General features: G+C 64.9%; 25 protein-coding genes and 2 pseudogenes. 15 read left to right on the top strand and 12 right to left on the bottom strand.

The features are described 5' to 3' along the window. Both NF4_RS38740 and NF4_RS36735 read left to right on the top strand, forming a co-directional pair. Positions 1 to 549: pseudogene (locus NF4_RS38740) on the top strand (hypothetical protein); the annotation flags it as partial. 104 nt (positions 550 to 653) lie between these two features. Beyond that, a complete protein-coding gene (locus NF4_RS36735) occupies positions 654 to 1,373 on the top strand; it encodes an HAD family hydrolase (RefSeq protein ID WP_084533367.1) in 720 nt (239 codons plus the stop codon). Here the strand turns inward: NF4_RS36735 and NF4_RS36095 are convergent. Continuing rightward, complete coding sequence (locus NF4_RS36095; RefSeq protein WP_084533368.1) at positions 1,367 to 2,812, bottom strand: helix-turn-helix domain-containing protein; 1,446 nt, start codon at positions 2,810 to 2,812, stop codon at positions 1,367 to 1,369. The two genes, NF4_RS36735 and NF4_RS36095, sit on opposite strands and share 7 nt — an antisense overlap. A 314-nt stretch (positions 2,813 to 3,126) precedes the next feature. Here NF4_RS36095 and NF4_RS23240 point away from each other — a divergent pair, with 314 nt between their 5' ends. From NF4_RS23240 to NF4_RS23255, 4 genes are all read left to right on the top strand, one after another. Continuing rightward, on the top strand, positions 3,127 to 3,429 hold the full coding sequence (locus NF4_RS23240) for a hypothetical protein (protein WP_063129502.1): 303 nt from the start codon (positions 3,127 to 3,129) through the stop codon (positions 3,427 to 3,429). 79 nt (positions 3,430 to 3,508) lie between these two features. Beyond that, the gene (locus NF4_RS23245; RefSeq protein WP_063129560.1) at positions 3,509 to 4,888 is read left to right on the top strand and encodes a hypothetical protein; all 1,380 of its coding nucleotides are present in this window, start codon (positions 3,509 to 3,511) and stop codon (positions 4,886 to 4,888) included. 7 nt (positions 4,889 to 4,895) lie between these two features. Continuing rightward, complete coding sequence (gene cyaB / locus NF4_RS23250) at positions 4,896 to 5,468, top strand: class IV adenylate cyclase (protein WP_063129503.1); 573 nt, start codon at positions 4,896 to 4,898, stop codon at positions 5,466 to 5,468. 166 nt (positions 5,469 to 5,634) lie between these two features. After that, entirely contained in the window at positions 5,635 to 6,096 is a 462-nt protein-coding gene (locus NF4_RS23255; protein WP_157120525.1) for an NUDIX hydrolase, read from the top strand. On the opposite strand, the gene NF4_RS23260 is transcribed toward NF4_RS23255, so the two are convergent. Both NF4_RS23260 and NF4_RS23265 read right to left on the bottom strand, forming a co-directional pair. Then, positions 6,057 to 6,422 carry a hypothetical protein gene (locus NF4_RS23260; RefSeq protein WP_063129505.1) on the bottom strand — a complete coding sequence of 122 codons (366 nt, stop codon included), beginning with the start codon at positions 6,420 to 6,422 and terminating at the stop codon, positions 6,057 to 6,059. The genes NF4_RS23255 and NF4_RS23260 overlap by 40 nt on opposite strands. A gap of 447 nt (positions 6,423 to 6,869) precedes the next feature. After that, positions 6,870 to 7,550: a hypothetical protein gene (locus NF4_RS23265; protein ID WP_198165437.1), complete on the bottom strand. Its 681-nt coding sequence runs from the start codon at positions 7,548 to 7,550 to the stop codon at positions 6,870 to 6,872. A 35-nt stretch (positions 7,551 to 7,585) separates the two neighbouring features. On the opposite strand from NF4_RS23265, the gene NF4_RS23270 reads away from it, so the two are divergent. Further along, a complete protein-coding gene (locus NF4_RS23270; protein WP_157120526.1) occupies positions 7,586 to 8,065 on the top strand; it encodes an HAD family hydrolase in 480 nt (159 codons plus the stop codon). 414 nt (positions 8,066 to 8,479) lie between these two features. After that, positions 8,480 to 9,304 (top strand): alpha/beta hydrolase family protein, encoded by an 825-nt coding sequence (locus NF4_RS23275; RefSeq protein ID WP_063129508.1) that lies wholly within the window; start codon positions 8,480 to 8,482, stop codon positions 9,302 to 9,304. A 112-nt stretch (positions 9,305 to 9,416) separates the two neighbouring features. On the opposite strand, the gene NF4_RS23280 is transcribed toward NF4_RS23275, so the two are convergent. Next, entirely contained in the window at positions 9,417 to 9,890 is a 474-nt protein-coding gene (locus NF4_RS23280) for a nitroreductase/quinone reductase family protein (RefSeq protein ID WP_063129509.1), read from the bottom strand. Beyond that, the gene (locus NF4_RS23285; protein WP_063129510.1) at positions 9,887 to 10,666 is read right to left on the bottom strand and encodes a glucose 1-dehydrogenase; all 780 of its coding nucleotides are present in this window, start codon (positions 10,664 to 10,666) and stop codon (positions 9,887 to 9,889) included. The genes NF4_RS23280 and NF4_RS23285 overlap by 4 nt, the downstream gene beginning before the upstream one ends. Positions 10,667 to 10,811: 145 nt before the next feature. Between NF4_RS23285 and NF4_RS23290 the strand changes: the two genes are divergently transcribed. Beyond that, positions 10,812 to 11,522, top strand: a complete 711-nt coding sequence (locus NF4_RS23290; protein ID WP_198165438.1) for a TetR/AcrR family transcriptional regulator — start codon at positions 10,812 to 10,814, stop codon at positions 11,520 to 11,522. Here the strand turns inward: NF4_RS23290 and NF4_RS23295 are convergent. Further along, a complete protein-coding gene (locus NF4_RS23295) occupies positions 11,490 to 11,768 on the bottom strand; it encodes a hypothetical protein (protein ID WP_063129511.1) in 279 nt (92 codons plus the stop codon). The genes NF4_RS23290 and NF4_RS23295 overlap by 33 nt on opposite strands. A 197-nt stretch (positions 11,769 to 11,965) precedes the next feature. Continuing rightward, positions 11,966 to 12,394, bottom strand: a complete 429-nt coding sequence (gene arfB, locus NF4_RS23300) for an alternative ribosome rescue aminoacyl-tRNA hydrolase ArfB (protein ID WP_063129512.1) — start codon at positions 12,392 to 12,394, stop codon at positions 11,966 to 11,968. 310 nt (positions 12,395 to 12,704) lie between these two features. Between arfB and NF4_RS23310 the strand changes: the two genes are divergently transcribed. Further along, on the top strand, positions 12,705 to 13,526 hold the full coding sequence (locus tag NF4_RS23310; RefSeq protein WP_084533369.1) for a CPBP family intramembrane glutamic endopeptidase: 822 nt from the start codon (positions 12,705 to 12,707) through the stop codon (positions 13,524 to 13,526). Between the two features lie 203 nt (positions 13,527 to 13,729). Here NF4_RS23310 and eccCb read toward each other — a convergent pair. Further along, positions 13,730 to 16,132: pseudogene (eccCb, locus tag NF4_RS23315) on the bottom strand (type VII secretion protein EccCb); the annotation flags it as partial. Between the two features lie 257 nt (positions 16,133 to 16,389). Here eccCb and NF4_RS37955 point away from each other — a divergent pair. Both NF4_RS37955 and NF4_RS23320 read left to right on the top strand, forming a co-directional pair. After that, complete coding sequence (locus NF4_RS37955; RefSeq protein ID WP_157120528.1) at positions 16,390 to 16,599, top strand: hypothetical protein; 210 nt, start codon at positions 16,390 to 16,392, stop codon at positions 16,597 to 16,599. 266 nt (positions 16,600 to 16,865) lie between these two features. Further along, complete coding sequence (locus NF4_RS23320; protein WP_063129515.1) at positions 16,866 to 18,152, top strand: SMI1/KNR4 family protein; 1,287 nt, start codon at positions 16,866 to 16,868, stop codon at positions 18,150 to 18,152. Between the two features lie 59 nt (positions 18,153 to 18,211). Here NF4_RS23320 and NF4_RS23325 read toward each other — a convergent pair whose 3' ends face one another. Then, a complete protein-coding gene (locus NF4_RS23325; RefSeq protein ID WP_063129516.1) occupies positions 18,212 to 18,817 on the bottom strand; it encodes a dihydrofolate reductase family protein in 606 nt (201 codons plus the stop codon). A gap of 259 nt (positions 18,818 to 19,076) precedes the next feature. Continuing rightward, the gene (locus tag NF4_RS23330; RefSeq protein ID WP_063129517.1) at positions 19,077 to 19,844 is read right to left on the bottom strand and encodes an SDR family NAD(P)-dependent oxidoreductase; all 768 of its coding nucleotides are present in this window, start codon (positions 19,842 to 19,844) and stop codon (positions 19,077 to 19,079) included. Between the two features lie 58 nt (positions 19,845 to 19,902). On the opposite strand from NF4_RS23330, the gene NF4_RS23335 reads away from it, so the two are divergent. Continuing rightward, on the top strand, positions 19,903 to 20,277 hold the full coding sequence (locus NF4_RS23335) for a MerR family transcriptional regulator (RefSeq protein ID WP_063129518.1): 375 nt from the start codon (positions 19,903 to 19,905) through the stop codon (positions 20,275 to 20,277). Between the two features lie 89 nt (positions 20,278 to 20,366). Here the strand turns inward: NF4_RS23335 and NF4_RS23340 are convergent, their stop codons facing one another. Then, a complete protein-coding gene (locus tag NF4_RS23340) occupies positions 20,367 to 21,275 on the bottom strand; it encodes an oxidoreductase (protein WP_063129519.1) in 909 nt (302 codons plus the stop codon). A gap of 95 nt (positions 21,276 to 21,370) precedes the next feature. Here NF4_RS23340 and NF4_RS23345 point away from each other — a divergent pair, with 95 nt between their 5' ends. Beyond that, entirely contained in the window at positions 21,371 to 21,937 is a 567-nt protein-coding gene (locus tag NF4_RS23345; protein WP_063129520.1) for a TetR/AcrR family transcriptional regulator, read from the top strand. Between the two features lie 363 nt (positions 21,938 to 22,300). On the opposite strand, the gene NF4_RS23350 is transcribed toward NF4_RS23345, so the two are convergent. Next, positions 22,301 to 22,864 (bottom strand): hypothetical protein, encoded by a 564-nt coding sequence (locus NF4_RS23350; protein WP_157120530.1) that lies wholly within the window; start codon positions 22,862 to 22,864, stop codon positions 22,301 to 22,303. A 213-nt stretch (positions 22,865 to 23,077) separates the two neighbouring features. Between NF4_RS23350 and NF4_RS23355 the strand changes: the two genes are divergently transcribed. After that, a complete protein-coding gene (locus NF4_RS23355; RefSeq protein ID WP_063129522.1) occupies positions 23,078 to 23,509 on the top strand; it encodes a pyridoxamine 5'-phosphate oxidase family protein in 432 nt (143 codons plus the stop codon). Positions 23,510 to 23,549 lie beyond the last annotated feature (40 nt).

The following is a 23,549-nucleotide window of genomic DNA, read 5'->3' on the forward strand; positions in this document are numbered from 1 at the left end:
CAGACAGTCCGTGGCGCGCGGCAGATTCTCGGGCTGGACCGTTCTGAGGTCGATAAGATCAAGGAGTTATTCGAGGACTTCAAGAAGAAGTCGTTCGAGTACCGCTGGCTCGAGGCACTGCGGGATGCATTGCAGCACGGTGATATCAATGCCTTCAACTGGAATTTCAAGGTCAGCGTTCGATCTGAGCCGGAGGTGACGATCACTGTAAACCGCGCGTTTCTGTTGGAGTTCTTCAAGGAGAACCGAAAGAAGCCGTGGCTCAAGCGGCGCGAGCTGGAGAACCTGACTTCTGATCCGAGTGTGCTCCACATGATCGCATCGGTACAGCCGGTGATCGGCTCGTTGCAGGAGAAGCTCGACAAGATCTTGTACCCGGACGTCGCCCACGACGCTGCGACAGTGCGTGAACTGATCAGTAGATTCGAGGGTAAGGAAGGTGTCTACTGCCTCCAGACGGGTCCTGGGCTCACGCGCCGCAGGCTGGCGCCGCCCCACTCACGTCTCGCACCGCGAGTGCTGGCTTTCGCCGAAAACTACGGCGAGTAAGACTGAGTTATCTCAGGAACCTTCGTACGCATAACGGCATGGACGCATGACGGTTTGGCCAACGCGACCTCGTAGGTTCTGATCGGGTCTGTCAGAATCCCCTCATGACTGCGGCGCGCCCGGGACTCGTCATTTGGGATATCGACGGCACCCTGATCCCTGCCGACCTGAGATGGCTCAGAAGGGCTATCGCGCGTACTTACGCCCTACCGGAGCCAGATGTGGTTTTCCCAGCAGCACGAGTGCATGGGTTCACTGACGAGTCGATCGTTGTCGAAACCGCTCTTACGTCGGGCATCTCGCAAGAACTGGCAGAGGGCGGCGTCCCTCGCTTCCATGACGAGCTGGCGAAGGTGATGTCCGAAGGCGAAGCAGAGATGGCGCGAGACCAACCAGCCTACGCTGGCGCGGCTGAGTCGATCGCCGAACTGGACAAACATGGGTTCGTTCAAACCGTCTTGACCGGTAACTTGCGATCTGCGGCAGAAACCAAGCTGAGAGTAGCCGGCCTGGATTCGCTCCTGCGACTCGACCTCGGTGCTTACGGCTCGGATTCCCGGGACAGGCTGGAACTGCCTGCTGTTGTCGCCGACCGATATCTCAGCCAGTTCGGAAGCCCACTTTCCATTTCGCAGACTGTGGTTGTAGGTGACGCTCCGAACGATATCTATTGCGCTCGGCATGCCGGATTTCGAGTTATCGTCGTAGCGCACCGGATAAAGCACAGCGAATTACTGGAACACTCTCCCGATGAGATCCTCGATGCCTTGGATCCGGAATCGGTTGTTTCCGCGGTCCAATCACTGACCAGTGCCGCTCACTGAATCTCGGTACTCCGGATCCGTTCCCGGAGCGCCCGGACAGGCTGCTCGTTGCGCCACGGTGTGGTTCTCTCGATTGCCCGATGTGCACGTTCGATACCACGTTGGTTGCCCATGGCAAAGAGACTGCTGTGGGTTTCTCCGAGAATCCGACACCCCTCTTCGAGTTCGCCGATCTGGTTGTATGCGCTCGCCAGGTCGACCTGTGCGGCGAGCCCCACATTCCGGTTCCCGTCTCCAGTTGTGCTCAGTGCCGCGTCGAGAGCAACGATGGCTTTCCGGGGCTTGTTCAGGAAGAGCCAGCAAGTGCCTTCGTAAACAAGAATCCGACTCGCATCCCAGTCACTGAAAAGCCCAGTACGGTCGACTTCATCAATGTCGTCAACTGCACGCTGTGCGCGAGACAGAGCGTCCTGGCACTCCCGATCGAGCTCGAGCACCGCATATGCCTGGGCAAGCTCGGCGCCTATCCTTGCCCTGGCGGCAGGCGGCAAGCGATCCGTCATCGTCGAAGCGTCTCTGAGTATCCGCAGACCAATGATTACGTCGCCGTCCGAGCCGATCAGCGTCGCCGCATCCGACCGCAAGTTGCTTTCGAATATCCGAGCCACCCCTCCGATGACCGGATCACGCATGCTGTCTGCCAGCTTGCGAGCAAATGCGCAGTGCGAGAGCGCCATCGCACGATCGCCGACAGCACTCCATACTCGACTTGCAACAATGGAGGTCTCACCCAGCAGTGATCCGAGTCGTTCTTTCAGCCGGCTGTCGCTCGTATTCCGGAACAGGGCTGAAACAGTGTCCCGGTGTGCTTCGATGGGACCGAGGAGCGCACCCGGCGCCACGCTTTGGCGCTGACCGGCCAGCATGCGGGTCACCTCGACGAGACTCGTGATCGCATGTTCGGACATCCGCTGCGACCGAAGGTATGCACCGATCTGTTCGCGATCCAGTGGCATGTCTACATCTATGGCCTCCGATAACGCCCCTGGATGAATGCGCGGGCCGAAGACGCCAATGGGCACACACTCACTTTGCTCACCCGCAGAACCCGCTGTGCCTGCTCGGATAACGTCTCGACGGGTGACTTTCCGCTCTTGCTTGATCCGGTCGTGTATCGCCATAAGCTCACCATCGGCGTCGAGCCCTGCATCTATGGCCGCAACAAGATCTCGGGAAGGTAGATTCGCATCCTCCCATTCGGTCATGGACACGTACTGGCGCGTATACCCGATTCGGGTGGCAAGTTCGCGCTGGCTCAACCCCGCCGCCAGTCGCCGACTTTTGATTTCGCGCGCAAGTTCATCGGCCGCCTCCGCGCGCTGACGATTGTGGTCGGGCACCGCTACCCGTTCGACCTTCCCCTCCTGCATGACTCGATTCTGGGCGGAAAGTCCGCAACGGCAAGTCTCTTCCACCAGTTTTGCCACCTTACTTGCCATTCGGTTCCACCGCTGTTCTGGGACTGACAGCCCACCGAATCGACCTCGAGGGGAACAGCGATGAGAACCACCGATGCCCACGCCGTGACCGTATTTCCTCCGGGCGAAGTGTCTTCAGTTGCTGCGGCCGGCAGACCCGCTGAGAACAGCCAGTCCACGACACTGCAGGATCGCCAGCCCAGCTCTCGCAATCACCGAGTCCTTCTGGAACGGACAGTTGCAGGGCTCCGCGCCCTACACGACACCGACCCAATGGGTCCTTCCCGGATCGACCTTCCAATCCGCAACTACGCGCAGGCCGATCAGGCGGCGCCATGAACCATTCGATCGCGTTCGGCTGGATCGACTACGACATCAGCCGTGCACCCGAATGGGATCGCGCCCAGATACACCGCCTCGCCCGCCACCTCGGATACCGCCTCGTGTGGCCCGACGAACGATCGGTACTCCGGGTGGCCGACCAGGCACGCAACGCCCGGGCCGATCTGGTGATCCTGCCGGCGCCCGATCACCTGAGCCCGTTCGAGCTCAACGCGGTCATGGACGTGGCCGATGTGGAAACCGAGGTACCGCGACTCAGCTTTGCCCGCTGGGCATTCGCACAGGTGAGTCCATGAGCGCCACGGTGGCGATCGGTTTCGCCATCGCGATCGGGCTACCGCTGCTGGTGATCGCGGCAACGATCTGGTGGCCGTGATGATCGGAGGACCGAACCGCTTCGCGCATGTGCACAAGTCGGCCGCGACCTATCTCGACGTCGCCGCCAACGACCACGGCGACGAGAAGGGACTACTCGTATACCGGGCGTTGCAACGCGTCGAATCGCCTGAACCGCATCTCGTCGAGATCGGCCCGGGTGGCGGCGCTGCCGTCGACTACCTCGCGACGCGGGCAGCCGAGGAGCCACGCCCTGTACAACTCACACTGGTGGAGGCACCCGGCGTCTCCTCGACCTCGCTCACGGACGCGATCGGGCGGTTCAACGCGGTCGGGTCGTGCGTGCTGGTGCACAGATGGGCTCAGGACATCGAGCGACTGTTGCGCGAACCGGTCGACGTGATCAGCGCATCCGCACTGATGCACGAGGTCTACTCCTACGGTGGCGGCTACTCCGGACTGCACACGTTGATGCGGACACTGCCGACCGTGCTCCATCCCTACGGTTACTTCGTCTACCGCGACGTCTACGCCGTCGCCGCACCGAGCCTGCATGAGCGTGTCGTACAGTCCTACAGTTCACAATCCTGGTTGCAGTTCTGGCGCATGTTCGTCCCGCACTACCTGCGGGAAGGAACCCATCCCTATCACCATCACGACGACGAGGTCGTCGCCCGGCAGAACTCGCGCATTGTGCCCGTAGCCGAACTGGATACCCGGGTGTGCGCGGTGATCGAAGCACCGGTCGGGCTGTTCCGCGAGGTGCAACGGCACTACATCACCTGCCGCGACCATATCTGGCGTTCCGGGATCCTCGGGTTTCGGCCGGTTCTCGACGGACCCCTGTCCGGAGACTGGATCGACTTCCGATCCGGCCACAAACGAGTGCACTACACCCTCACGGAATCGGATCGGATGCCGGCGATGCAACGGGCGAACGTCCTCGCGGTGAGTGAGCCGTTCGACGATCATCACGTGATCGACGGAGATATCTTCGACGCGGTCAGCGACGTAGCCCTGATGGCATTCATCTCCGCGGCCGAACAGGGCGCCGACGACTGTGTCCGAGCCTGGGAGTCGTGGTTGACCCGGGAGGGTCGCGAGACCTACGCCTACCTCACCGTCGACGAGCTGCTTTCCGCGTTCGCGGTGCACTCGATCAACGCCCATCCCACCCAAGACCTGGTCTTGATGCCGGTCTCGGCCGATGATGTGTTTACCCGCGACCGGCGGTACTACAACCGATTCCTCACCCACCGCCTATCGAACCCGCTCGTCGACGCGAAGCAGATGGTGCTGTTCCAGAACATCCCGCTGAGCGACACCGAAACCCTGCAACGCGCCCTCGGCACCCTGCAAGCGATCTGCTCGAAACCGACACTTGCTCGACTGCACACGGCAATTCACTGGAAAGGATGATCCCCGCATGGACCTGATCGAGGTCGAACGCAAGCGCGAACTCGCCGACAGCGAAACCCTGCGCCGCCGCCTCGCCGGACTCGGCTATCGTGAAATCAGCTCGCTGACCGAAGTCGACACCTACTACAGCCGGCCCGACGTCGACTACATGGAAACCGTCGAATGCCTGCGGGTACGGCAGCGCGACGGATCGGCCGAGATCACCTACAAACCGCCATCCAACACAGCCACCCATTCGGATCGGGGTGTCATCGCGAAGCGGGAAATCAACGTTCGGCTCGCCGATGCTGGCCAAGCGGGCGCGGCGAACGCACTGCTCGAGGCGGTCGGGATGGTCGAGCTTGTACGAGTCGAGAAGGCACGTACCACCTACCGTCATCCAGGCCATGACGGCACAACCATAAGTATCGATATTCTCGCCGGCGTCGGTGCCTTCGTCGAAACCGAGATTCTCACCACCGACAGCGAGGACGCAGCTACACAGCTCGAGGGCATCGAACAGGCGATCGGTGTTTCCACTTACCCGATCGTGCGCCTCCCTTACCGGGACCTGGTAATACACGCACGAACAGCAGTATGAAGGACGCAGCAAGTAGCGATTGCGTGCTGTGCGCGCCCTCGCTCTCGCCTTCTGCCTTCCGCCGGAACTGCTCGGGTTGGCTGACTCACCGCCACACACAGTGCGGTTGGCCGCCCCCGCCGCTATCGTCGCCGTCACCCCAGCGCCGGACGAGGAGACCGAACCCATGCGTCGTCGCACGCTGCTGGCCGGCACCGTCACCGCTCTCGGCGTCACCCCGCCACCCTTGAGGGCGGTAGCGGCATCCGACTCACTACGCGAGCTGGAAAACGCGCTGCTTGCCCCGCCCGCCATCGGCACGCTCGACCACCCCCAAGACATCTATCTCGCCCACGGCGCCGACCTCACCGACACCCGGCCGGATATCAACGAGGCCGAAATGATCCTGTGGGTACCGCTCGACGAAGCGATGCGGATGATCGACCGCGGCGAGATCGTCGGCGCCGCGACCGTAGTCGGTGTGTATCGGGCGCTGCTGGAGGACCGCGGGTTGGTGGCCGGCCGCACGCCCGAATCGGCGGACCTTCGTTCACCGAATAGCTCGACGCCACCTACCCGGTCAAGGGCTGACCCCGCGGCCCCGTCCGATCAGCAGCCCTGCGGAGCCCGCCAGGCGTCCTGCGCGTAGGTGGTCGAGCCGACCATGGCGCCGATCACGCCGCCGATAATTCCGAACGGGATGGCCCCGACAAAGAAGACGGGCAGACCCGCGATCGCGCCGCTCCCGGTCCCGAGCAGGGCGCCCAGGCCGGCCCGGAGTTCGATGGAGTCGCCGGGCGCCATGCATGCCGCGATGGGCGACACCGCCCCGGTCCCCGGAGCATCGGGTGCTTGCACCGGCGCGACCGGCGCGGGAGCCGGGGCGGGCTCGGCCGCCGCGACGCCCCCTGATCCGACAATGAGCAGCCCGGCAATGACGCTGCCGAGCACGGTGCGGGTCGATATCTTCAACATATGCGCGCAGTTCCCTGATCAGTCGAACAATTGTGCGACCTGATTAGTCAGGTCTGCGACCATAATGTCGTATCGGCCGGTGTAATGCTCGCTTTCGGGTACCTCGGCCGGAGCAAGCCGGAAGCCGTGCTCGCCGATGATCCGGCCTACCCCGCCTGCAACGGGATAACACCAGCGGGGGCACCTGGAATTCCTTTCCTGAATGACGGTAGGTGCCGAGTATCTCAGGGTCCTGCTCCAGCGTACGCATGATTTCGAGATGGACACCGTCGAATGCTGCGGGTACGGCCGCTGTTCGGCGCGGCGGTACCCACCGCACTACGGTTTCCGGCCGACACTGTGAACTCGGCATCGTCGGCGAGTCCTCCCGGCAACACCGGAATCCGGCCCTCGGCAGATCAGATCGGCCGGGACATCGGACAGCTGATCAGCAGGTCCGGGCTCGGCTCACAGTTTGCCCTCGACCAGCGCAATGCGGTGATCGCCCAGACGCCGGCCGAACTCGGCAACAAAGTCCGGCCGGAAGGGAGGCCAGTTCCAGAATTTGAAACCGAGGTGCCCGAGGGCGAAGTAATCATCGGCCCAGATCCAGTCGGTCGGTTCCACCTGCTGTGCGCACGACGGACACGGCACAACGGCATCGTCCTGGCCTTCCGCCCAGGCGTGAATACTCGTGCCGAACAACTCCCAGACCTCTGGGATGAGCTCATAGCAGTCATCGACCAACCGGGTGGCAGTGCCGCAACGCGGGCAGCTGACCGCTATCGGGTCACCTTGTCCGGCGTCGAACACGGAACGTTCGGTGACGATCGCCAAACCGTTGGTCCAGAGGTCCCGAAAAGACGAATCCCCCGCTGCCGAATCGACCACCGCCGCAACAGCCGGACCGGGACGGTGCCCGGATTCCGCGCCCAGCACGCAATCATCCCGCTCGGCCACCACTACACCGGAACTGATCAACCAGTCGAGTATGTTCGCGGCCAGCGCCTGCGCGTTCTGCGCCGACACGTCTTTGTCGACGATCGTCTGAAACCAGTCACCCACAATGCTCCTCAGGCAGTACGTCAGCATGTATTTCCGGCTCACAAACCTCACCATCAACACGACACGGCCGCAACCGAAGGCCACCTGGTGCCATCCACCTGGCAGGCAACAGAATTCCGGTGTCCGTCGACGCATGCCGAATGGAGGCGGTACCGTCACTTCAGCCGATCTGCGACGCTGCGGAGGGCTATCGCGCGCACCTACTCTCTCTCGGAGACGGAGGTGGTTTTCCGGCAGCACGGGTGCACGGGTATACCGATGAGTCGATCGTTGTCGAAAGCGCTGTCGCATCGGGTGTCTCGCACGAGGCGGCGGAGCACGGCATCGCTCGTTTCCACGACGAACTGGCGAATGTCATGTCCGAAGGCGAAGAAGAGCTGGCGCGAGACCAGCCCGCCTACCCCGATGCGGCCGAATCGACCGCCGAGCTGGACAAACATGGGTTCGTTCAAACCGTCTCGACCGGCAACATGCGATATGCGGCAGAGACCGAGCTGAGAGTGGCCGGCCTGGATTCGCACCTGAGACTCGACCTCGGCGCCTACGGCTCGGATTCCCGAGACAGGCTGGAACTACATGCCGTTGTCGCCGACCGGTAGCTCGATCAGTTCGGGAGCGCCACCGATGTACCACGATCTCGGCCAGACCGGCCTGCGTGAACCCCAGCCGCTTCCGCTCCTCCGCAAGGTGGTAACCCCACTGCTCGGCCATGATCGACCGGCGACGACGCGCGGCCTCCTCTTCGCCCACACGGCGGCGATAGCCTGCACGATCCCATTTGGAGAGACTACTCATCACCCTTCCGCCCGGCTCCCTTGTCGGCCCAGGTAACTGTGTCGGACACTGTCTTTGCCTTCTCCTTCATGCCCACCGTGCACCTAACCTGACTCAGGGTAGGGTCATGCCGTAGATCGCAGACTGCGACCGGCGGCGGGCGTTCGGATTGCGAAAGGATCCGGCCACACCGGCCGATCCGGGGTGCATCGTGATCGCTACGCGAAACAAGGAGCGTGATGGAGACGATCACTGGAACCGCTGCCGGCGTCCCCTACACGGCGCTGCCACCCGACGGCGGGGTCGACGCTCCGGCGCCACTGATTGTGACCTGGCACATGCTGGATGCGCCGCGCACCGATGCAGCGTTCGCCGCAGCCCTGCCGATGGCCGCGGTGCCGGCCTGGCGGGTCCACTTGGGCATGCCGATGTGTGGCGCCCGGATGGTCGACGGCCGCGTCGACGCCGTGCTCGAACTCGCCCGCCAGGACGCCTTACTCGCGTTCCTCGCACCGTTCGCGCAGCAGGCTGCCGACGAGTTCCCGGCAGCCCTGGCGGCACTTCGCGATCAGCTTCCGGTCGAGGAGGGGCCGGTCAGCATTCTCGGCGCCTCGCTCGGCGGCACCGTCGCGCTCCAAGTGCTGTGCGCAGAGTCGATCCCGATCCGGCACGTCGCGCTCGTGAACCCGGCCGTCCGTATCCGGTCGGTGGTCCCCCTGACCGAGGGCATCGCCGGTCATCCGTACGAATGGACGGCCGAAGCCGAGCGTGTCGCAGACAGACTGGACTTCGTGGCCCGGGCCGCCGAACTCACCGTTGCGCCGGCGCTGCTGGTCATCAGCGGGGAAGAGGATCACCCCGACCTTCGCGCCGACGCGGCTGCGCTGGTCGACACCCTGCAGCACCGCTATGCACAGCCGGACAACGCCGAATTGGTCTCCGTGCCGAATCTCGCGCACCCGCTGGCCGACGAACCGGGTCTCGAACCGGCGCCACAGCGCCTTGAAGCGAAGGCGGTCGACGACATCCTGACGCAGTGGTTTCGCCGGCAGCTCATCTCCTAGACGTCGACCGGCACCGCCGACTGTGGTTCTGTCGGTGATACCTCATTCGGCCGCTCCGGCCGCGACTACACCCCAGTCCCTGGGAGTAGGTCATCTGTCGAGGGATCCGCGATCACGGCCGATGGCGGAAGCTGATGCGCATCAGCCGACTGTCGGCCCAGTCTTCGAGCCGAGTCGGCCGGATGGTGCCGGGGTCGTGGGGCTGATCGAGATCCGCCACGATCTCCGCCAGTACGCCCCGACGTTCAGCTGGGTCGGTGACAGGCGTCGCCCGTGCAGGCAGATCTGCACGGATCCCGTTCTCGAGGTGGAAGGTGAAGTCGGGATCGGCGAGAAGGTTCGCATGCCAGTCGGTCGCGGCACCGCCGGCGCCGCTACACAGGTAAGTGTTGCCAGCAGCTCGGTAGAAGCAGATCTCGATGCGGCGTGCTCGGCCGGTGCGGCGTCCCAGCGTCGTGATGTCGATGATCCGTTCTCTGGTGCTTGCGGGGGTGATCTCGATGGCTCGTCGGATGTGGTCGGGCAGGTGGGATAAAGACGCATCCCGTGCGGAGTCGTTCGACCCGGTCGTGTCTGCGGTGCTCATGCGGCCTCGGCCTGGAGGGCAGGGCCGAGGAGGAGCCCACCGTCGATGACGTACTCCGACCCCGTGATGAAAGACGCGTCCGATGACGTGAGGAACAGGAGAAGCCGGGTGACGTCGGTCGGCTCCCCGAGCCGGGGGATGGCGAACGGCGCGGGTGAGTAGAAGTCCGCGATCGCCGCGGTGGCGCCGGCTGCTGGTTCGTGGATGAAGGGGGTCGCGATCACCCCGGGGTGGATGGTGTTCACCCGGATGTTGTCGCGGCCGAGCTCGAGTGCTGCCGTTCGGGTGAGTCCTCGCACGGCCCATTTACTGGCGACGTACGGCGCGTAGTGTGCCGTCCCGCCCAGGCCCATGGTCGAGGCGATGTTGACGATGGTTCCCCCTGCTGCGCGACGCAGAGCGGGGGCTGCGACCTTGATGCCGAGGAAGGTTCCGGTGAGGTTGACGTCGAGGATGCGCGACCACGTGGCCTGGTCCGTGTTTTCGATTGTTGCAGGCGGGTTTTGCACGCCCGCGTTGTTGACGAGCACGTTCAGGGCGCCGAAGGCGCTTTCGGCGGCTTGCACAGCGGTGGACCACGAGCTTTCGTCCCTGACGTCGAGGCGGGTGAAGCGAGCGCGGGTCCCGAGCTCGTCGGCGAGCGCGGCGCCACGTTCGGCGTCGGTGCCGCCGATCACCACGTTCGCCCCCTCCGCGTGAAAGGCGCGCACGTGGCTCGCGCCCTGGCCGCCGGTCCCACCGGTCACGAGCACGGTCTGGTTGTCGAAGCGGGGCATCAGGTGTTCCTTCGGTACGTGGGTGGATGACCGGGATCACCAGTGATGAACGGCGGCCAGTGGTGAGTCGGGCGACTCACCATCTCCTCTGACACTAGGTCAGCGGCAGTGGCGAGTCAAGCCACTCACCTCCTATGCTTGGCCCATGAGCAGGGTCGTGACGACGTACCACCAGCGCGTCGCCCAGGAGAAGCGCGCGCAGATCGTGACGGCCGCGACCGCACTGTTCCTCGAGTTGGGCTACGACCGGACGTCGCTGGCGCGGATCGCAGAGCGCTCCGGCGTTTCGCGGGCCACCTTGTTCAAACAGTTTCCGAGCAAAGCTGCCCTGTTCGACGCCATCGTGACCGAGTCCTGGTCGACCGCTGCCGAGGAGGATCCTCCGCCGGCAGGCAACATCGTCGACGGGCTCAGCATCATCGGCCGCCGTTACGCCGAACTGTTGAGCCGGCCCCAGATGACCGACCTGTTCAGGATCGTCATCGCCGAGCTACCGCGGTTCCCGGAGCTGGCCCATGCGCAGTTCTCGCACGGGAAGATGCCCTACTTCGAGTCCGTACGCAGCTACCTCCTGGCCGAGCATGAGGCGGGAACGGTGCGAGTCGAGGACGTGGACCTCGCAGCCACCCAATTCCTGGGCATGATCTCCAACTACGTCTTCTGGCCGACACTCCTGGTGCCGGGCTGGGAGGTGAGCGCCGAACGCGTCGCTCAGGTAGTCGACGAGGCCGTCCGCACCATTGCCGCCCGGTACGCCGCAACTAAACAAGGGCGTCCACCAACGACTGAGTCCCGCCGTCCGCAACAGAGTCACTCTCTGCGGTCAGAGCCGCTCCAGCGCGGTGATCCCCAGTAGTCCGAGACCGTAGCCGAGGGGTCGGGCGATCAGCTGGGACAGGGCGAGGCGGTTGCTGCGGACCCCTGCTTCGAACTCCGGCTCATCCTCCACCATCGCCACCACACAGGTCCTCTGACAACCGACGAGGCCATCCGCCTCCGGCGTCAACTCGACGGATCCGACGGCAAACACCTCGATGGCGCGCTCTATCCGAAGCTGGCGGACAACGCCATCCGCCGCGCGAAATCCCTGCGCAAGAAGCACCAGCAGGAGAGCACGGAGACTACGACAACCCCTCGTCCTCATTCGACCAGTTGGTAACCCATATCCGCCAGGTGGCGAAGACCAAAAAGTGATCGCATCGGTCGGCTCACCGGCACAGCCACCCACTCGGCCAGGTCCTCACCCATCGACACAACGAAAGGCCATACCGCACAACGTAACTGAGTGCGGCTGGAGCACTAGTCATCGGGAAAGGCGCGGCGGTTTCGCTTGGTGATGCCGCGGCGCTTCTTCGCGGCGATGCGACGTTCCTTCGCGCCGCGCGAGGGCTTGGTGGCGCGGCGAACGGGCGGAGGGGCGGCAGCGGCGTCACGCAGTAACGAGGCCAGGCGTTCGCGGGCGGCTGCGCGGTTCTGCAGCTGTGCGCGATGCTCCGAAGCGGCGATCGTGAGCACCCCGTCGACCAGGCGGGTGGCCAGGCGATCGAGCATCCGGGTGCGCAGCCACTCCGGCACGGAGGGCGAGTTGGTGAGGTCGAACGACAGCTCGACCCGGCTGTCGGTGGTGTTGACGTGCTGCCCGCCCGGGCCGGACGAGCGTGAGAACCGCTCGCGCAACTCGGATGCGGGTATCACCAGCGTCCGAGTCACGGTCAGGTCTTCTGCCATGATCCGACGCCGTCTTTCCGATTCGCGAGTCCACTATCCCAAGTGGCTGAATGGTGACCTTGTCGTTCACGATAGCAACGACCTTGTCTACGGGTAACCAGCAGCACGCGGTCATCGCGTTCTCACCGATGCCGCCGACGCCGGACTTGCACGCCTCGCGAAGCTTCGCCCCCGAGGGCCTGTCGGAAGAGCGAGCGGACAGTACGGTGTCACTCTCGAGTACTACTGAGAAAGTCTCCCGCGGAGTGATGTGACGCGGCTCGGCTCGTTCGTAGTCTCGCCGTACTGCACAACGGCGAGAGGACTTTCCATGGCCACCCCCATCGAGCGGAAAACGCCGATGCAGCGGTTCCGGGTGCCGGTTCTGCTCGTCGGGACGGTCGTGTTGCTGATCGCCGCCCGGGGGCTGGACGCGCTCGTTTCGGGTGTGCCTGTGCTGCGTTTCTCCCTCGGGATCGGCGCGGCCGCCGGGGCGATCTTCGCCTACACGTGGCTTTCCCGCCGTGTCGAGAACCGGGTGGAGGTCACCGAACTGGCCGCCGCGGGGCGGTGGAGCGGGCTCGGGCACGGCGCGCTCATCGGCGCCGTGGCTTTCCTCGCGACGATGCTGCTCGCGGTCCTGTTCACCGACGCCGACGTCACCAGTGGCTCGTTCGGGGCCTGCCTGGGCGTGGCCGGCTCGATGGCTTCAGTGGCGGTCACCGAGGAACTGCTGTTCCGTGGCGTGGTGCACCGCATCCTGGAGGAACGGACCGGCAGCATCGTCGCGATCGCGGTCTCGTCACTGATCTTCGGTCTGACACACTCGGTCAACAGCAACGCCACGCTATGGGGCACCCTGGCCATCGCGGTCGAAGGCGGCGCGCTGCTGGCCATTGCCTACACCGCCACCCGGTCGCTGTGGCTGCCGATCGGCCTGCATTTCGCCTGGAACTTCACCGAGTCCGGCGTGTTCGGCACTGCGGTATCCGGCGCTGACGGCGAACCCGGCCTGCTGCGCACCGTCCTTTCCGGACCGGAGGTGCTTACCGGTGGGGCCTTCGGTCCGGAAGCGAGCCTCTTCGCGCTGCTGTGCTGCCTGGTCCCGGCGGTGTGGCTCCTCCGCAGTGCGAAGCTGGTCACCCCGCGCTGACCAGTTCACCTCCGGACCTCCCGAATTCCTGCCGTCGTGGCAGGTCCTGTGAGCAGAGCAAGTGTTCGATGACCCGCAGCCCGGCCCAAGCACCAGCGACCGCAGCATTTCCCTTCGCCCGCTTGGGCGCAAGCAACTCCGCCGGGGCATACGCCGGATGGGATGTGTGAGCACTGCGGTCGTCGCCGGATACGGCGCGCTACTCATCCGGGCGTCTGGGCGATCTGCACTATTTCTTGCTCGCGCGTGCGAGAGACGAGGATTCCACGGCCTGGAGGCAGTTTTGCCGGCCGGACGTCACCCATCACGATTCCCTCGTCGCGGGAACCGCTCATGATCAGTGTTTCTACCGCGAGATTCTTCAACGCACCGAGAATCGGATCGTAGAGGGCACGGGCGACCCCACCTATCCGGCGCGCGACGATCAGGTGCATCCCGACATCACGGGCCTGGGGCAGGTACTCCAGCAAGGGAGCCAGCGGGTTGTCGCCACTGGTCGCCACCAGGTCGTAGTCGTCGACCACGAGGTAGATCTCCGGTCCGCGCCACCAGCTGCGCTCGCGCAGTTCCTGGGGGGTGATCTGCGGACCGGGCAACCGCGACTGCAGTAGGTCTGCCAGATCGCGCATATTGGTTTTGAGACCTTCGGCACCGGTCGCGTAGGCGGCAAGCCGCTCCGGGGGGACGGCGCCCAGCAGGGTGCGCCGGAAGTCGACCAGGATGAGCGCGGCGTCACTCGGCGTATTGGATTCGGTGATGCCGGCCACGATAGTGCGCAGCAACGTCGTCTTGCCACATCCCACATCGCCGAAGGCCATGAAATGTGATTCGGCCTCGAAATCGAGGAGAACGGGCTGCAACTCGGATTCACCGAGGCCAACCACCACTTTGGTCCTCCCGAATCGGATACCGAGATCGCGGGTCGCCGCCAGCACCTGCTCGCGCGGGAGATGCGATGGCAGCATCCGGACTTCGGGGGCACGCCGGTTGCCGTAGCGGCGGCGTAGCACCTCGGCACCGCGGGCCATCCCGTCGGTCACGGTGCCCGGGTCCGAGTCGGAATCCAGCCTGGGGAGCGCAACCAGCATGTGCAGTCGATCCGCGGTGATACCACGACCGGGCCGGCCGACGGGCACCTGATGGGCGGTACGCCGGTCCAAGTCGGAGTCGGACGGATCGCCGAGCCGTAATTCCAGCCGGGTGCCGAGGCGGTCTTTCATCACCGGCCGGATCTCGGCCCACCGGGTGGCCGAGACGATCACGTGGATACCCACCGGCAGACCCTGTCCGGCAAGCGCTGTGATCTGCGACTCCAGCAGTTCGAATTCGTCGCGGATCGTCCGCCAGCCGTCGACCACCAGAAACACGTCACCGAATTGATCGACCGCCGGCGGAGCGCCGGCTTCGAGTGCGGCGATATCGCGCCGCCGGAATTCCGCCATCGATGCGATGCCGAGTTCGGCGAAGCGTTCGCTGCGCTGCCGCAGCAGAGTGGTCAATGCGGCAATCGTCCGGCGCACCCGGTCGGAGTCGCGCCGATCGGCCACGAAACCGACGTGCGGTATCCCGGCCAGCCCGGCCATTGTGCCGCCGCCGAAGTCCAGGCAGTAGAACTGCACCTGTTCGGGGGTATAGCGAGCCGCGGCCGCCATGACGATCGTGTGCAGTGTGGTCGACTTACCCGACTGCGGGCCGCCCACCACCGCGATATTGCCCTGTGCGCCCGACAGGTCGACGGTCAGCACATCACGGCGGTGCTCGTACGGTTTGTCGACCACGCCGATCGGTATCGACACCTGGTCATGCCGATTCGCCGGCGGGGACCGATCCGGATCGGGCAGCAACATATCCACCGTCGGGGACTCGTCCAGCGGCGGCAGCCACAGTCGATGCGACGGCGCGCCATGCCCCGGTATTCGGGCGACAACAGCGTCCAGTACCGATCGCTGCTCGAAGCTCCCGGTGTCCGAGCCCGGAGCGAGCCGCTCCGGCCCACTCACATACGCAGCCTTGAACCGTAACAACTCGCCGGTACCGGCATTGAGGTAGCCGGAGCCGGGAATACCGGGCAGCTGATAGGCGTCGGGGGTTCCCAGGACGGCCCGGGACTCGTTGGCCGAGAATGTGCGCAGACCGATTCGGTAGGACAGGTGTGATTCCAGGCCGCGCAGCTTGCCATCCTCGAGCCGCTGCGAAGCGAGCAGCAGATGCACGTGCAACGACCGGCCGAGCCGGCCGATCATCACGAACAATTCGGCGAAATCAGGTTTCTGCGTGAGCAACTCGGAGAACTCGTCGACGACGACGAACAGTGCGGGCAGCGGTTCGAGCGGAGCGCCTGCGGCCCTGGCCCTCTCGTAGTCGGCGGCATGGGCGTATCGACCGGCGGAGCGCAACAGCTCCTGCCGGCGGTTCAACTCCCCGGCCAGGGCATCTTTCAGGCGGTCGATCAGCGCGAGCTCTTCTTCCAGATTCGAGATCACCGCGGAAACGTGTGGCAGTGAATCCAGGCCACGGAAGGTCGCGCCGCCCTTGAAATCGACCAGCACCAGGTTCAGCGCGTCCGGCGAATGAGTGGTCAGCAGTGCGAGCACCAGCGTGCGCAAGCAAATCGGCGAAGTCGACATCGGCCTCGACCCGAGGGTATTGCGCATCGGATACCTCCGGCACCTGGCGATGCCCCCGGATCCGATCAACCAATTCCGCTGCTCCATCGGATATCTCCGACAGAACCAGCAGCTCGGGGTCCAAATCCCGCAGATCGGGCATGGCGATTCGAAAGGGCCGCTGTCTGAACAACGCCCAGCCAGGTCCGTCCGGAGGGCGAGCGGCGCGCTCCGGGTGCTGGCGAGAGCCCTCGTCGTTGATCGCCATACCCGTCCTTACTGCAGAAGACGTCTCGGACCGGTTACGGCTCAGCACGAGCAGTGCTTACGCCGCCATCGATCGTCTGCACGAGGCCGGAGTGCTGCGCCCCCTGACGAACCGGAAGCGGGAACAGGTATGGGGCGCCGGTCTCGTCCTCGACGAACTGGACGCACTCGGCGCACGAATCAAGAAGGCAGCAACTTGAATCGTTGCCGCGCCGGGTGATCCGCCTTCACTTCGGCTTCGAGGCAATTCCGGGAGGGCAACACCCCCTCGAGCCGGCCACCGGCGTCGAGCACCGCTTGCGCGAACACCGAATCGGCTCCCCGGGCGATACAGCTGATACTTCCCCTTCCGCTGGTCGTGGGACTCGCCGCACCGCACACCTAGCGGAAGAGTAGCGGTTCCCTATCCACGATCTCGGCCCGCGCGCACGTCGAACTTGTCGGCGGCCACTCGTAGCTTCGTGGAATGAACTGGAGACCGTGGCTGGAACTGTGGAGCGAGGAACGGATCACCGCAAGTGATCCTGGTGAGCTCGATCCTGAGATCGTGCGGCAGCGCTGGCTCGGGTACGCCCCGGCCGCCGAGGCCGACGTCGCGGCGGTCGAGGAGCGACTCGGCCTGAGGTTGCCGCCCTCGTATCGCAGCTTCCTGCTGACCACCGATGGATGGCGCCATGCCGGGGAATTCGTGTGGCGGATGCGTGGCACCACCGATCTCGGGTGGCTGCGTGACCTCGAACCGTCCTGGGAGTCGTGGGCCGACCTGGTCACCGATGCTCCGGTCGACGCACCGGGTAACCCGTTCGCTCGCGGGCTACTGATCTCGCTTCACACCGACGCCGGGGTTCTGTTCCTCGACCCGGCCGACCGTGACGAGAACGGCGAGTGGGCCGCCTACAGCGTGTTCTCCTGGGCGGACTTTCCGCGGCGACATCCGTCGTTCACCTCGCTCATGGAATCGCTGTACCAAGGCTTTCATCGGCTGCGCCGGCCGGTGGGCGAGACTCGTGACAGCTGGGATCTGGTGGTGGAGCAGGCTCGGGGCGAGGCTCTTTCCGGGAACATCGACACAGCGATGGTGGCCCTGGAAAAAGCCCAAGAGTTCGGACGGCCACGCACCACAGTCCTACGAGTCCAGCTCCAGATGTTCCTCGCCACTTCCTCCCCCTACGAGGCTTCCCGGCTTCTTTCGCAGCTGCTGTCCCCGGAGTCCGTCCCGGACGGATTCTTCACCGGTTCACTGTTCACCGAAGAGTTCCTGCCGTGCGTGTTCCTGCAACACACACATAAAGAGCCCTGGTATCGCTCCGCGCTCGAGGCTGCCCAGTACCAGGTAGACCGCGCACACGCCGGGCACCGCGTAGCACTCGAAATCGCCCAGCAACACGCCGACGAGGAGGACTCGCCGTACTCCGCGCTCGACGTTGCCCAGATCCTCGAGGATGCCCAGAACAACAAAGGGTTCGAGATCGGACGTGCCATCGACGAGCACCGAGCACGGGTGCAGCAGCCCGGCTATCGCCTCACCTATGGAAACCAGGCCTTCGACACCGCGGTACAGAGTGCGCTCGCCGAACACCACTCCGACCCGACGGCACTGTGGCAGGCACTCGACGCCGCGATGGCGCATTGGCAGCCCCGCGCTCCAGATCACATAGCCCCGGTCGCGCTGCTCGCCGACCCTGTTCTGGCGTACAGCCTCACCCCGGAACGCGGCCGCGCATTGTTGAGTAAACCGCGCAGTGGCCGCTGACCTCGCGAGCAACCGAACCCCACCGGCCTGACGGCGGGCCGGACCGGCGGGCGGGGCGATCACGCAGGGGTGCCGAGCGGCGGGTGCTCGAGCACGCGGGGCTTGTACTCGACCAGCTGGATGCGGCCGTCGAAGGTGCGATGCTCGATCATCTCGAGGGCGACGTCCGGATAGCCGTCGTAGATGCGCTCTGCACCCGTGGCCCCGGTGATCACCGGGAACATCACGACCCGGAAGCGGTCGACGAGTCCGGCTCGTAGCAGGGACCGGCACAGGCTGAGGCTGCCGATCGTGCTGAGCAGCCCCGAGCCACTCGACTTCATGGCGCGGACCGCCTCGACGGCGTCGTCGCGGACCAGCGTGGAGTTGGCCCACGTCAGTGGCTCCTCGAGCGAGGAGGAGAACACCACCTTGGACGCTTGCGTGAGCTCATCGACAGACGCCTCTTCTTCGGGCCTGAACTCGTCTTGGCCATCCGGGACCTCACCGGCGGCGAAGCCCGACATCAGGCGGTAGGTGTTCGCTCCCATCAGATAGGTGACCTCGGGCTGCTCGCCGAGCCACGCGAGGTACTCCGGGCCCTCGAGGCCCCAGAATCCGGGCCATCCCTCTCCCGATGCGTAGCCGTCGAGAGAGGTGATGAAGTCTATGAGAAGCTCCGACATGGCGGTGTCCTTTCCTAGGGTGTCACGAACTTCGACCGGCCGGGAGACACAAACTCATCGGCCGCGCTGTGGGGTGATCAGAAACCCATCGCCTCGCCAGTACACCCCACGAAACTGCGTTGCGGAGCACTCGACGTGCGCCCGGCATGCCTTCGCGCCCGCGCCCTGCGAGGCACCCCACAGATGCGATGCTCGCAACGATGATCCCTACCCGCGCGGACGACAGGCGGTTCGCAACCTTGCTTCGGGTCACGTGGAGTCAGCCGAGCCCTTGGGCGAATCCACCGTCGACGATCAATTCGGTGCCCGTGGTGAAGGTCGCGTCGGCCAGATAGAGCGCTGCCGCCGCGACCTCGTCGACGGTGCCCGGCCTACCCATCGGCGTGGTCTCCTTTCCGTCACGGATGAACTCCGCGCGCTGCTGCTCGGTCAGTTCCGCGACACCCATGCTCGGCGTCAGGATGAAACCGGGTGCGACGGCATTGACCCGGATATTGCGTGGCAGCAATTCGGCGGCAAGCACTTTCGCGAACGCACGCACGGCCTCCTTCGCCGCGGAGTAGGCGCTGAGCCCGGGGAAGATCCGGTCGTTGGACACCGTCGTGAAGACGATGCTGCCACCGTCGCGGATCAGTGGGGCGAGTCGCTGCACCGTGAAGAACGCACCCTTGGCATTGACGTCGAAGACGCGGTCCCAATGCTCGACGGTCGCTTCGTCGAGGGTTTTGAATTCGGCGACACCGTGATTGACGAACAGATAGTCGATGCCGCCGAGACGCTGTTCGACCACCCGGCCGAGCTCGGCGATATCCGCGGATTTCGTCGCATCGGAGCGCACGATACGCGCCGCGGCCGGATCCAGCTCCGCGCGCGCCTTCTCGATCCCGGCCTCGTTGCGGCCGGTGAGCACCACCTGCGCGCCGCGATCCACCAGGGACTGCACGATGGCCAGGCCCATACCGTGGGTGCCGCCGGTGACTACAGCCTTCTTGCCTGCGAGGGGTTGTGAGCTTTCGTATTCGGACATGCCGCTACGCTAAAGTCTCACGTCAACGTGAGAGTCAACCACCTGAGACGGGGGTCACATGCGGATCGGCGAGCTGTCCCGCAGAACGGGCATGAGCGTGCGGGGCCTGCGCTATTACGAGGAGCAGGGCCTGTTGCGGCCGCAGCGGCGCGCCAGCGGCTACCGCGAGTTCACCGAATCCGATGTGCAATCCGTGCGGCGCATCCGCATCCTGATCGCGGCCGGTGTACCGACCCGGGTGATCGCCGAGGTGCTGCCCTGCATGGTCGATGAAGGCCGCTATCTGGCGCCCACCTGCGAGGAGATGGCCGAGGACCTTCGTACAGAGCTCGATCGCATGAACCGCGACATCGCCGAGCGAGAGGCCGCCCGCTCGATCTTGCAATCGATCCTCGCGGTCGACCCACGCACGCAGGCCCACGCGTCTACCTAACCCCCGCTGCCGGTGAGAGCGGCGACGATCTGGTGGCCCTGATCGTCGCACCACCGACGTGCTTCCCCCGAGTAGCTTCCCGAGCAAGGTCAGGGCTTGAAGGTTACTTCGGTGAGTCGTTCGCTGTCGGTCCACAATCGCGTGCCCAGTTCGGTATTGTCGGCGTCTTTCGGGAGTTTCGCGGGCTTGGGGGTGCCGGAGGCCTGGTCGCGTCCGGCCGGTCCGATGAATTCTCCACTGATGACATCGGGGCTGGTGGCGGCGTAGAGCGAGGGCCAGGCGGCGCCGGCGGCGGAACCCATCAGCAAGCGCGCTGCGAGGGGAGTGAACAGGCGCGTCAGCGGTCCGGTGCCGTGTTGCTGGAGGCCGGTCATCGCCGAACCCGGGTGGACGACGAACGCCTCGACGGGTGTGTGGGCGGTGCGGCGGGCGAGTTCGAGGGTGTAGACGATGTTGGCGCGCTTGGACTTTGCGTAGGCGGCCATACCGCGGTAGCTGTTTTCACTCATCAGGTCATCGAGCTTGCCGATGGGCCAGCGTGCGGCGATCGCGCTGACGGTGACGACGCGAGCCGCGGCCGAGCGACGCACAGCGGGCCAGGCCTGGGCGTTGAAGGCGAAGTGGCCGAGGTGGTTGGTACCCACGGTCATCTCGAACCCGTCGCGGGTGGCCAGGCGTGTGGGCAGGTTCATCACCCCGGCGTTGTTGAACAACAGGTCGATGGTCTCGGTTTCCGCGATCCGCTGGGCCGCGCTGCGCACCGAGGCGAGATCGGACAGATCCAGGAGCAGGGTGTCGGTCTCGGCCCGCGGTGCTGCGGCGTGCACGACGTCGACCGCCTCGTCGAGCTTGGCCTGGTTGCGACCGGCCAGGATGACTCGCGCCCCGCGGGTGGCCAGGACGCGGGCCGTCTCCAGGCCGATACCACAGTTACCGCCGGTGATCAGGGCGGTGCGGCCGGTCTGATCAGGAATGTCGTCTGGTGTCCAATGCGCCATGCAGATCAGCTCCCTTTGTTGAATGAATGTTCATTAACAGACTGTGGTGCCGTGTTCGCTTTGTCAAATGAACGTTCAATAACTATCTTGGGGGTGTGCGGACCAGGAATCCCGAAGCGAAGCGGCAACTGCTGTTCGACGCCGCGCTGGCCGAATTCGCCGAGTTCGGCTTGGCCGGAGCGCGCATCGATCGGCTGGCCAAGCGCGCGGGAATCAGTGCGGGCCTGGTGTATTCGTTCTACAAGGGCAAAGACGAACTGTTCGACGCCGTCTTCGACATGATCGTGGACACGACGGTGGCGACCGTGCCGCTGGACGCGGACCGGCTACCGGAGTACGCGGGTCAGCTGTACGACGCCGGACTGGCCCATCCCCAGGTGATGCGGTTCTTGATGTGGTACCACCTGCTGCGTGGCGAGTCCGCCCAGCGCGCATCGGTGGCCGAGTCGATGCGAGCGAAGGTCGAGGCGATCGAAAAGGCTCAACAACGCGGGACGGTGACCACGGCACAGCCAGCCGCACACATCCTGGCATTGGTGCTGACAGTCGCGAACATGTGGCACCAACCCACGGAAGACATCGCGCGATTGGTACCCGAACCCCAACGACGCAGTCTCGTGCTCAACGCGGTCACAACCCTGATCTCATCCACCGATACCTGATATGACCCGCTTCCGCCGGGCGAGCCCCAACTCCCGGCGACATGGCATCGGGGCCGATCAAGCGGATCAGGTCCACGGTGATCTCTATCCCGGGGTCGGTCGTGCGAAGTAACTGTACTGAGGCAGCATGCGGGTGGACGCGTTGCGGCGGGATGACTCCGTCCGGGATACCGGGCCACGAGGTCTGGCACGCTGTGCACGCCTGTGCCCTGCGCTGCGCCACCAGGCCGCGGCGTAGTCGCTGTGACCTCGGAGCCGGAGCCGAATCGCAAGGTGGTGCATCGCATCGGCGTGGCCGGCCTCGGCTGTCCGTTGATACCAGATGATGGCATCATCGAGTGCGGTGCAACAGCTTCGGTTTGTTCAGATGTTCAGGAACTCTGGATGGACGATTCGGGTCTGCGCGTCACGCTCGTCGACCAGAACCTTACGGAAAACAAGTTTCCCCGACGGCGAAGTGATGTTGTGGCGGGCGTAGAGGAGCTTCGGTGAAGAGTTCGGATCAGGTCCGGCGATCGTAGAAATGGACAATGCGTGCCCGGGCCCGAGCGGGGTGGAATAGCCCGAGTTCTGCAGCATCCACACCAGATCGGGCGGCGTCATCTCGACGGCCGGCCGGAACCGGGGCTCGCGCCCGGCTTGCTTCTTCACCAAAAGGACCTTCCCGCTCGCCGGAAGAGTCCACCCACCGTATTCGGTCGCCTCGCGGATGAGCTCCGGGCCGGTCCCGGTTTCGGTATCTGCCTCCGCTGCACGGTCGACGGACTCGGCACATCCCATCCCTGTCAGCGCCACCAGCAGGAGCATGCAGACGAGGACGCCGCGCAGTGCCACCGGGAGAGCCGCCGGCGTCCCGCTGTCATCGGGTCGGGTCGGTGCGGTCGCCTTTCCTGCTGTCCGGTGGGTCCGGAAAATCGATAGCGCCATTGGTAGGCACCACCCCTCGTGGTGTTGGACCGACGAAGTTCCGAACATTCGATTCTTTGGCATATCCCGCAGTGCGCAAGCCGCCCATCCGCTTGTCACTGATGTCGAGCCGCGCATCCGGTCAGCCGGTCAGCCGACCCGAGTAGCGCCTCCTTCCCAGCGTCATACGCCGCCCGTGGGAAGAGAGCCACCGACCGGCCGGTTACATGCTGTATGCCGAAACCCTTCACCGAAGCCGAACGCCAGGAATTTCTCGCGGGCAAGCACATTGCCGTGCTGTCGGTCGCAGCGACCGACGGACGGCCGCCTGCCTCGGTCCCGATCTGGTACGACTACGTCCCGGGCGGTGATATCAGGATCAATACCGGCGCGAACCGGCGCAAGGCCAGGCTGATCCAGGAAGCCGGTGTGGTGACCATGGTCGTCCAGCGCGAAGAGCTGCCGTATCAGTACGTCATCGTCGAGGGCACCGTCGTCGATGCCGAGACCCCGTCCCCTCGTGCAGCGCGGGAAGCCATCGCCGTCCGCTATCTCGGTCCCGAAGGCGGACGCGCATTCGCCGATCAGATGGACGGCACCCAATCCGTCCTGTTCACCATCCGCCCCGACCGCTGGATCAGCCAGGACTACTCGAGCGACTTTTAACCAGTACTGTCAGCACACGCTGCGGGATCGGTCGGCACCT

It is taken from the genome of Nocardia fusca NBRC 14340 (genome assembly GCF_001618425.1).
GTDB classification, from domain to species: domain Bacteria; phylum Actinomycetota; class Actinomycetes; order Mycobacteriales; family Mycobacteriaceae; genus Nocardia; species Nocardia fusca.

What these genes read in the sequence shown, in the direction of transcription:
- NF4_RS23330 (WP_063129517.1), bottom strand. Translation starts at nt 19,844, where the DNA reads ATGTCCGAATACGAAAGCTCACAACCCCTCGCAGGCAAGAAGGCTGTA.
- NF4_RS36095 (WP_084533368.1), bottom strand. Translation starts at nt 2,812, where the DNA reads ATGGCAAGTAAGGTGGCAAAACTGGTGGAAGAGACTTGCCGTTGCGGA.
- NF4_RS23280 (WP_063129509.1), bottom strand. Translation starts at nt 9,890, where the DNA reads ATGAGCACCGCAGACACGACCGGGTCGAACGACTCCGCACGGGATGCG.
- NF4_RS23320 (WP_063129515.1), top strand. Translation starts at nt 16,866, where the DNA reads ATGAACTGGAGACCGTGGCTGGAACTGTGGAGCGAGGAACGGATCACC.
- NF4_RS23355 (WP_063129522.1), top strand. Translation starts at nt 23,078, where the DNA reads ATGCCGAAACCCTTCACCGAAGCCGAACGCCAGGAATTTCTCGCGGGC.
- NF4_RS36735 (WP_084533367.1), top strand. Translation starts at nt 654, where the DNA reads ATGACTGCGGCGCGCCCGGGACTCGTCATTTGGGATATCGACGGCACC.
- arfB (WP_063129512.1), bottom strand. Translation starts at nt 12,394, where the DNA reads ATGGCAGAAGACCTGACCGTGACTCGGACGCTGGTGATACCCGCATCC.
- NF4_RS23325 (WP_063129516.1), bottom strand. Translation starts at nt 18,817, where the DNA reads ATGTCGGAGCTTCTCATAGACTTCATCACCTCTCTCGACGGCTACGCA.
- NF4_RS23310 (WP_084533369.1), top strand. Translation starts at nt 12,705, where the DNA reads ATGGCCACCCCCATCGAGCGGAAAACGCCGATGCAGCGGTTCCGGGTG.
- NF4_RS23285 (WP_063129510.1), bottom strand. Translation starts at nt 10,666, where the DNA reads ATGCCCCGCTTCGACAACCAGACCGTGCTCGTGACCGGTGGGACCGGC.
- NF4_RS23350 (WP_157120530.1), bottom strand. Translation starts at nt 22,864, where the DNA reads ATGGCGCTATCGATTTTCCGGACCCACCGGACAGCAGGAAAGGCGACC.
- NF4_RS23275 (WP_063129508.1), top strand. Translation starts at nt 8,480, where the DNA reads ATGGAGACGATCACTGGAACCGCTGCCGGCGTCCCCTACACGGCGCTG.
- NF4_RS23255 (WP_157120525.1), top strand. Translation starts at nt 5,635, where the DNA reads ATGCGTCGTCGCACGCTGCTGGCCGGCACCGTCACCGCTCTCGGCGTC.
- NF4_RS23240 (WP_063129502.1), top strand. Translation starts at nt 3,127, where the DNA reads ATGAACCATTCGATCGCGTTCGGCTGGATCGACTACGACATCAGCCGT.
- NF4_RS23335 (WP_063129518.1), top strand. Translation starts at nt 19,903, where the DNA reads ATGCGGATCGGCGAGCTGTCCCGCAGAACGGGCATGAGCGTGCGGGGC.
- NF4_RS23340 (WP_063129519.1), bottom strand. Translation starts at nt 21,275, where the DNA reads ATGGCGCATTGGACACCAGACGACATTCCTGATCAGACCGGCCGCACC.
- NF4_RS23260 (WP_063129505.1), bottom strand. Translation starts at nt 6,422, where the DNA reads ATGTTGAAGATATCGACCCGCACCGTGCTCGGCAGCGTCATTGCCGGG.
- NF4_RS23245 (WP_063129560.1), top strand. Translation starts at nt 3,509, where the DNA reads ATGATCGGAGGACCGAACCGCTTCGCGCATGTGCACAAGTCGGCCGCG.
- NF4_RS23290 (WP_198165438.1), top strand. Translation starts at nt 10,812, where the DNA reads ATGAGCAGGGTCGTGACGACGTACCACCAGCGCGTCGCCCAGGAGAAG.
- cyaB (WP_063129503.1), top strand. Translation starts at nt 4,896, where the DNA reads ATGGACCTGATCGAGGTCGAACGCAAGCGCGAACTCGCCGACAGCGAA.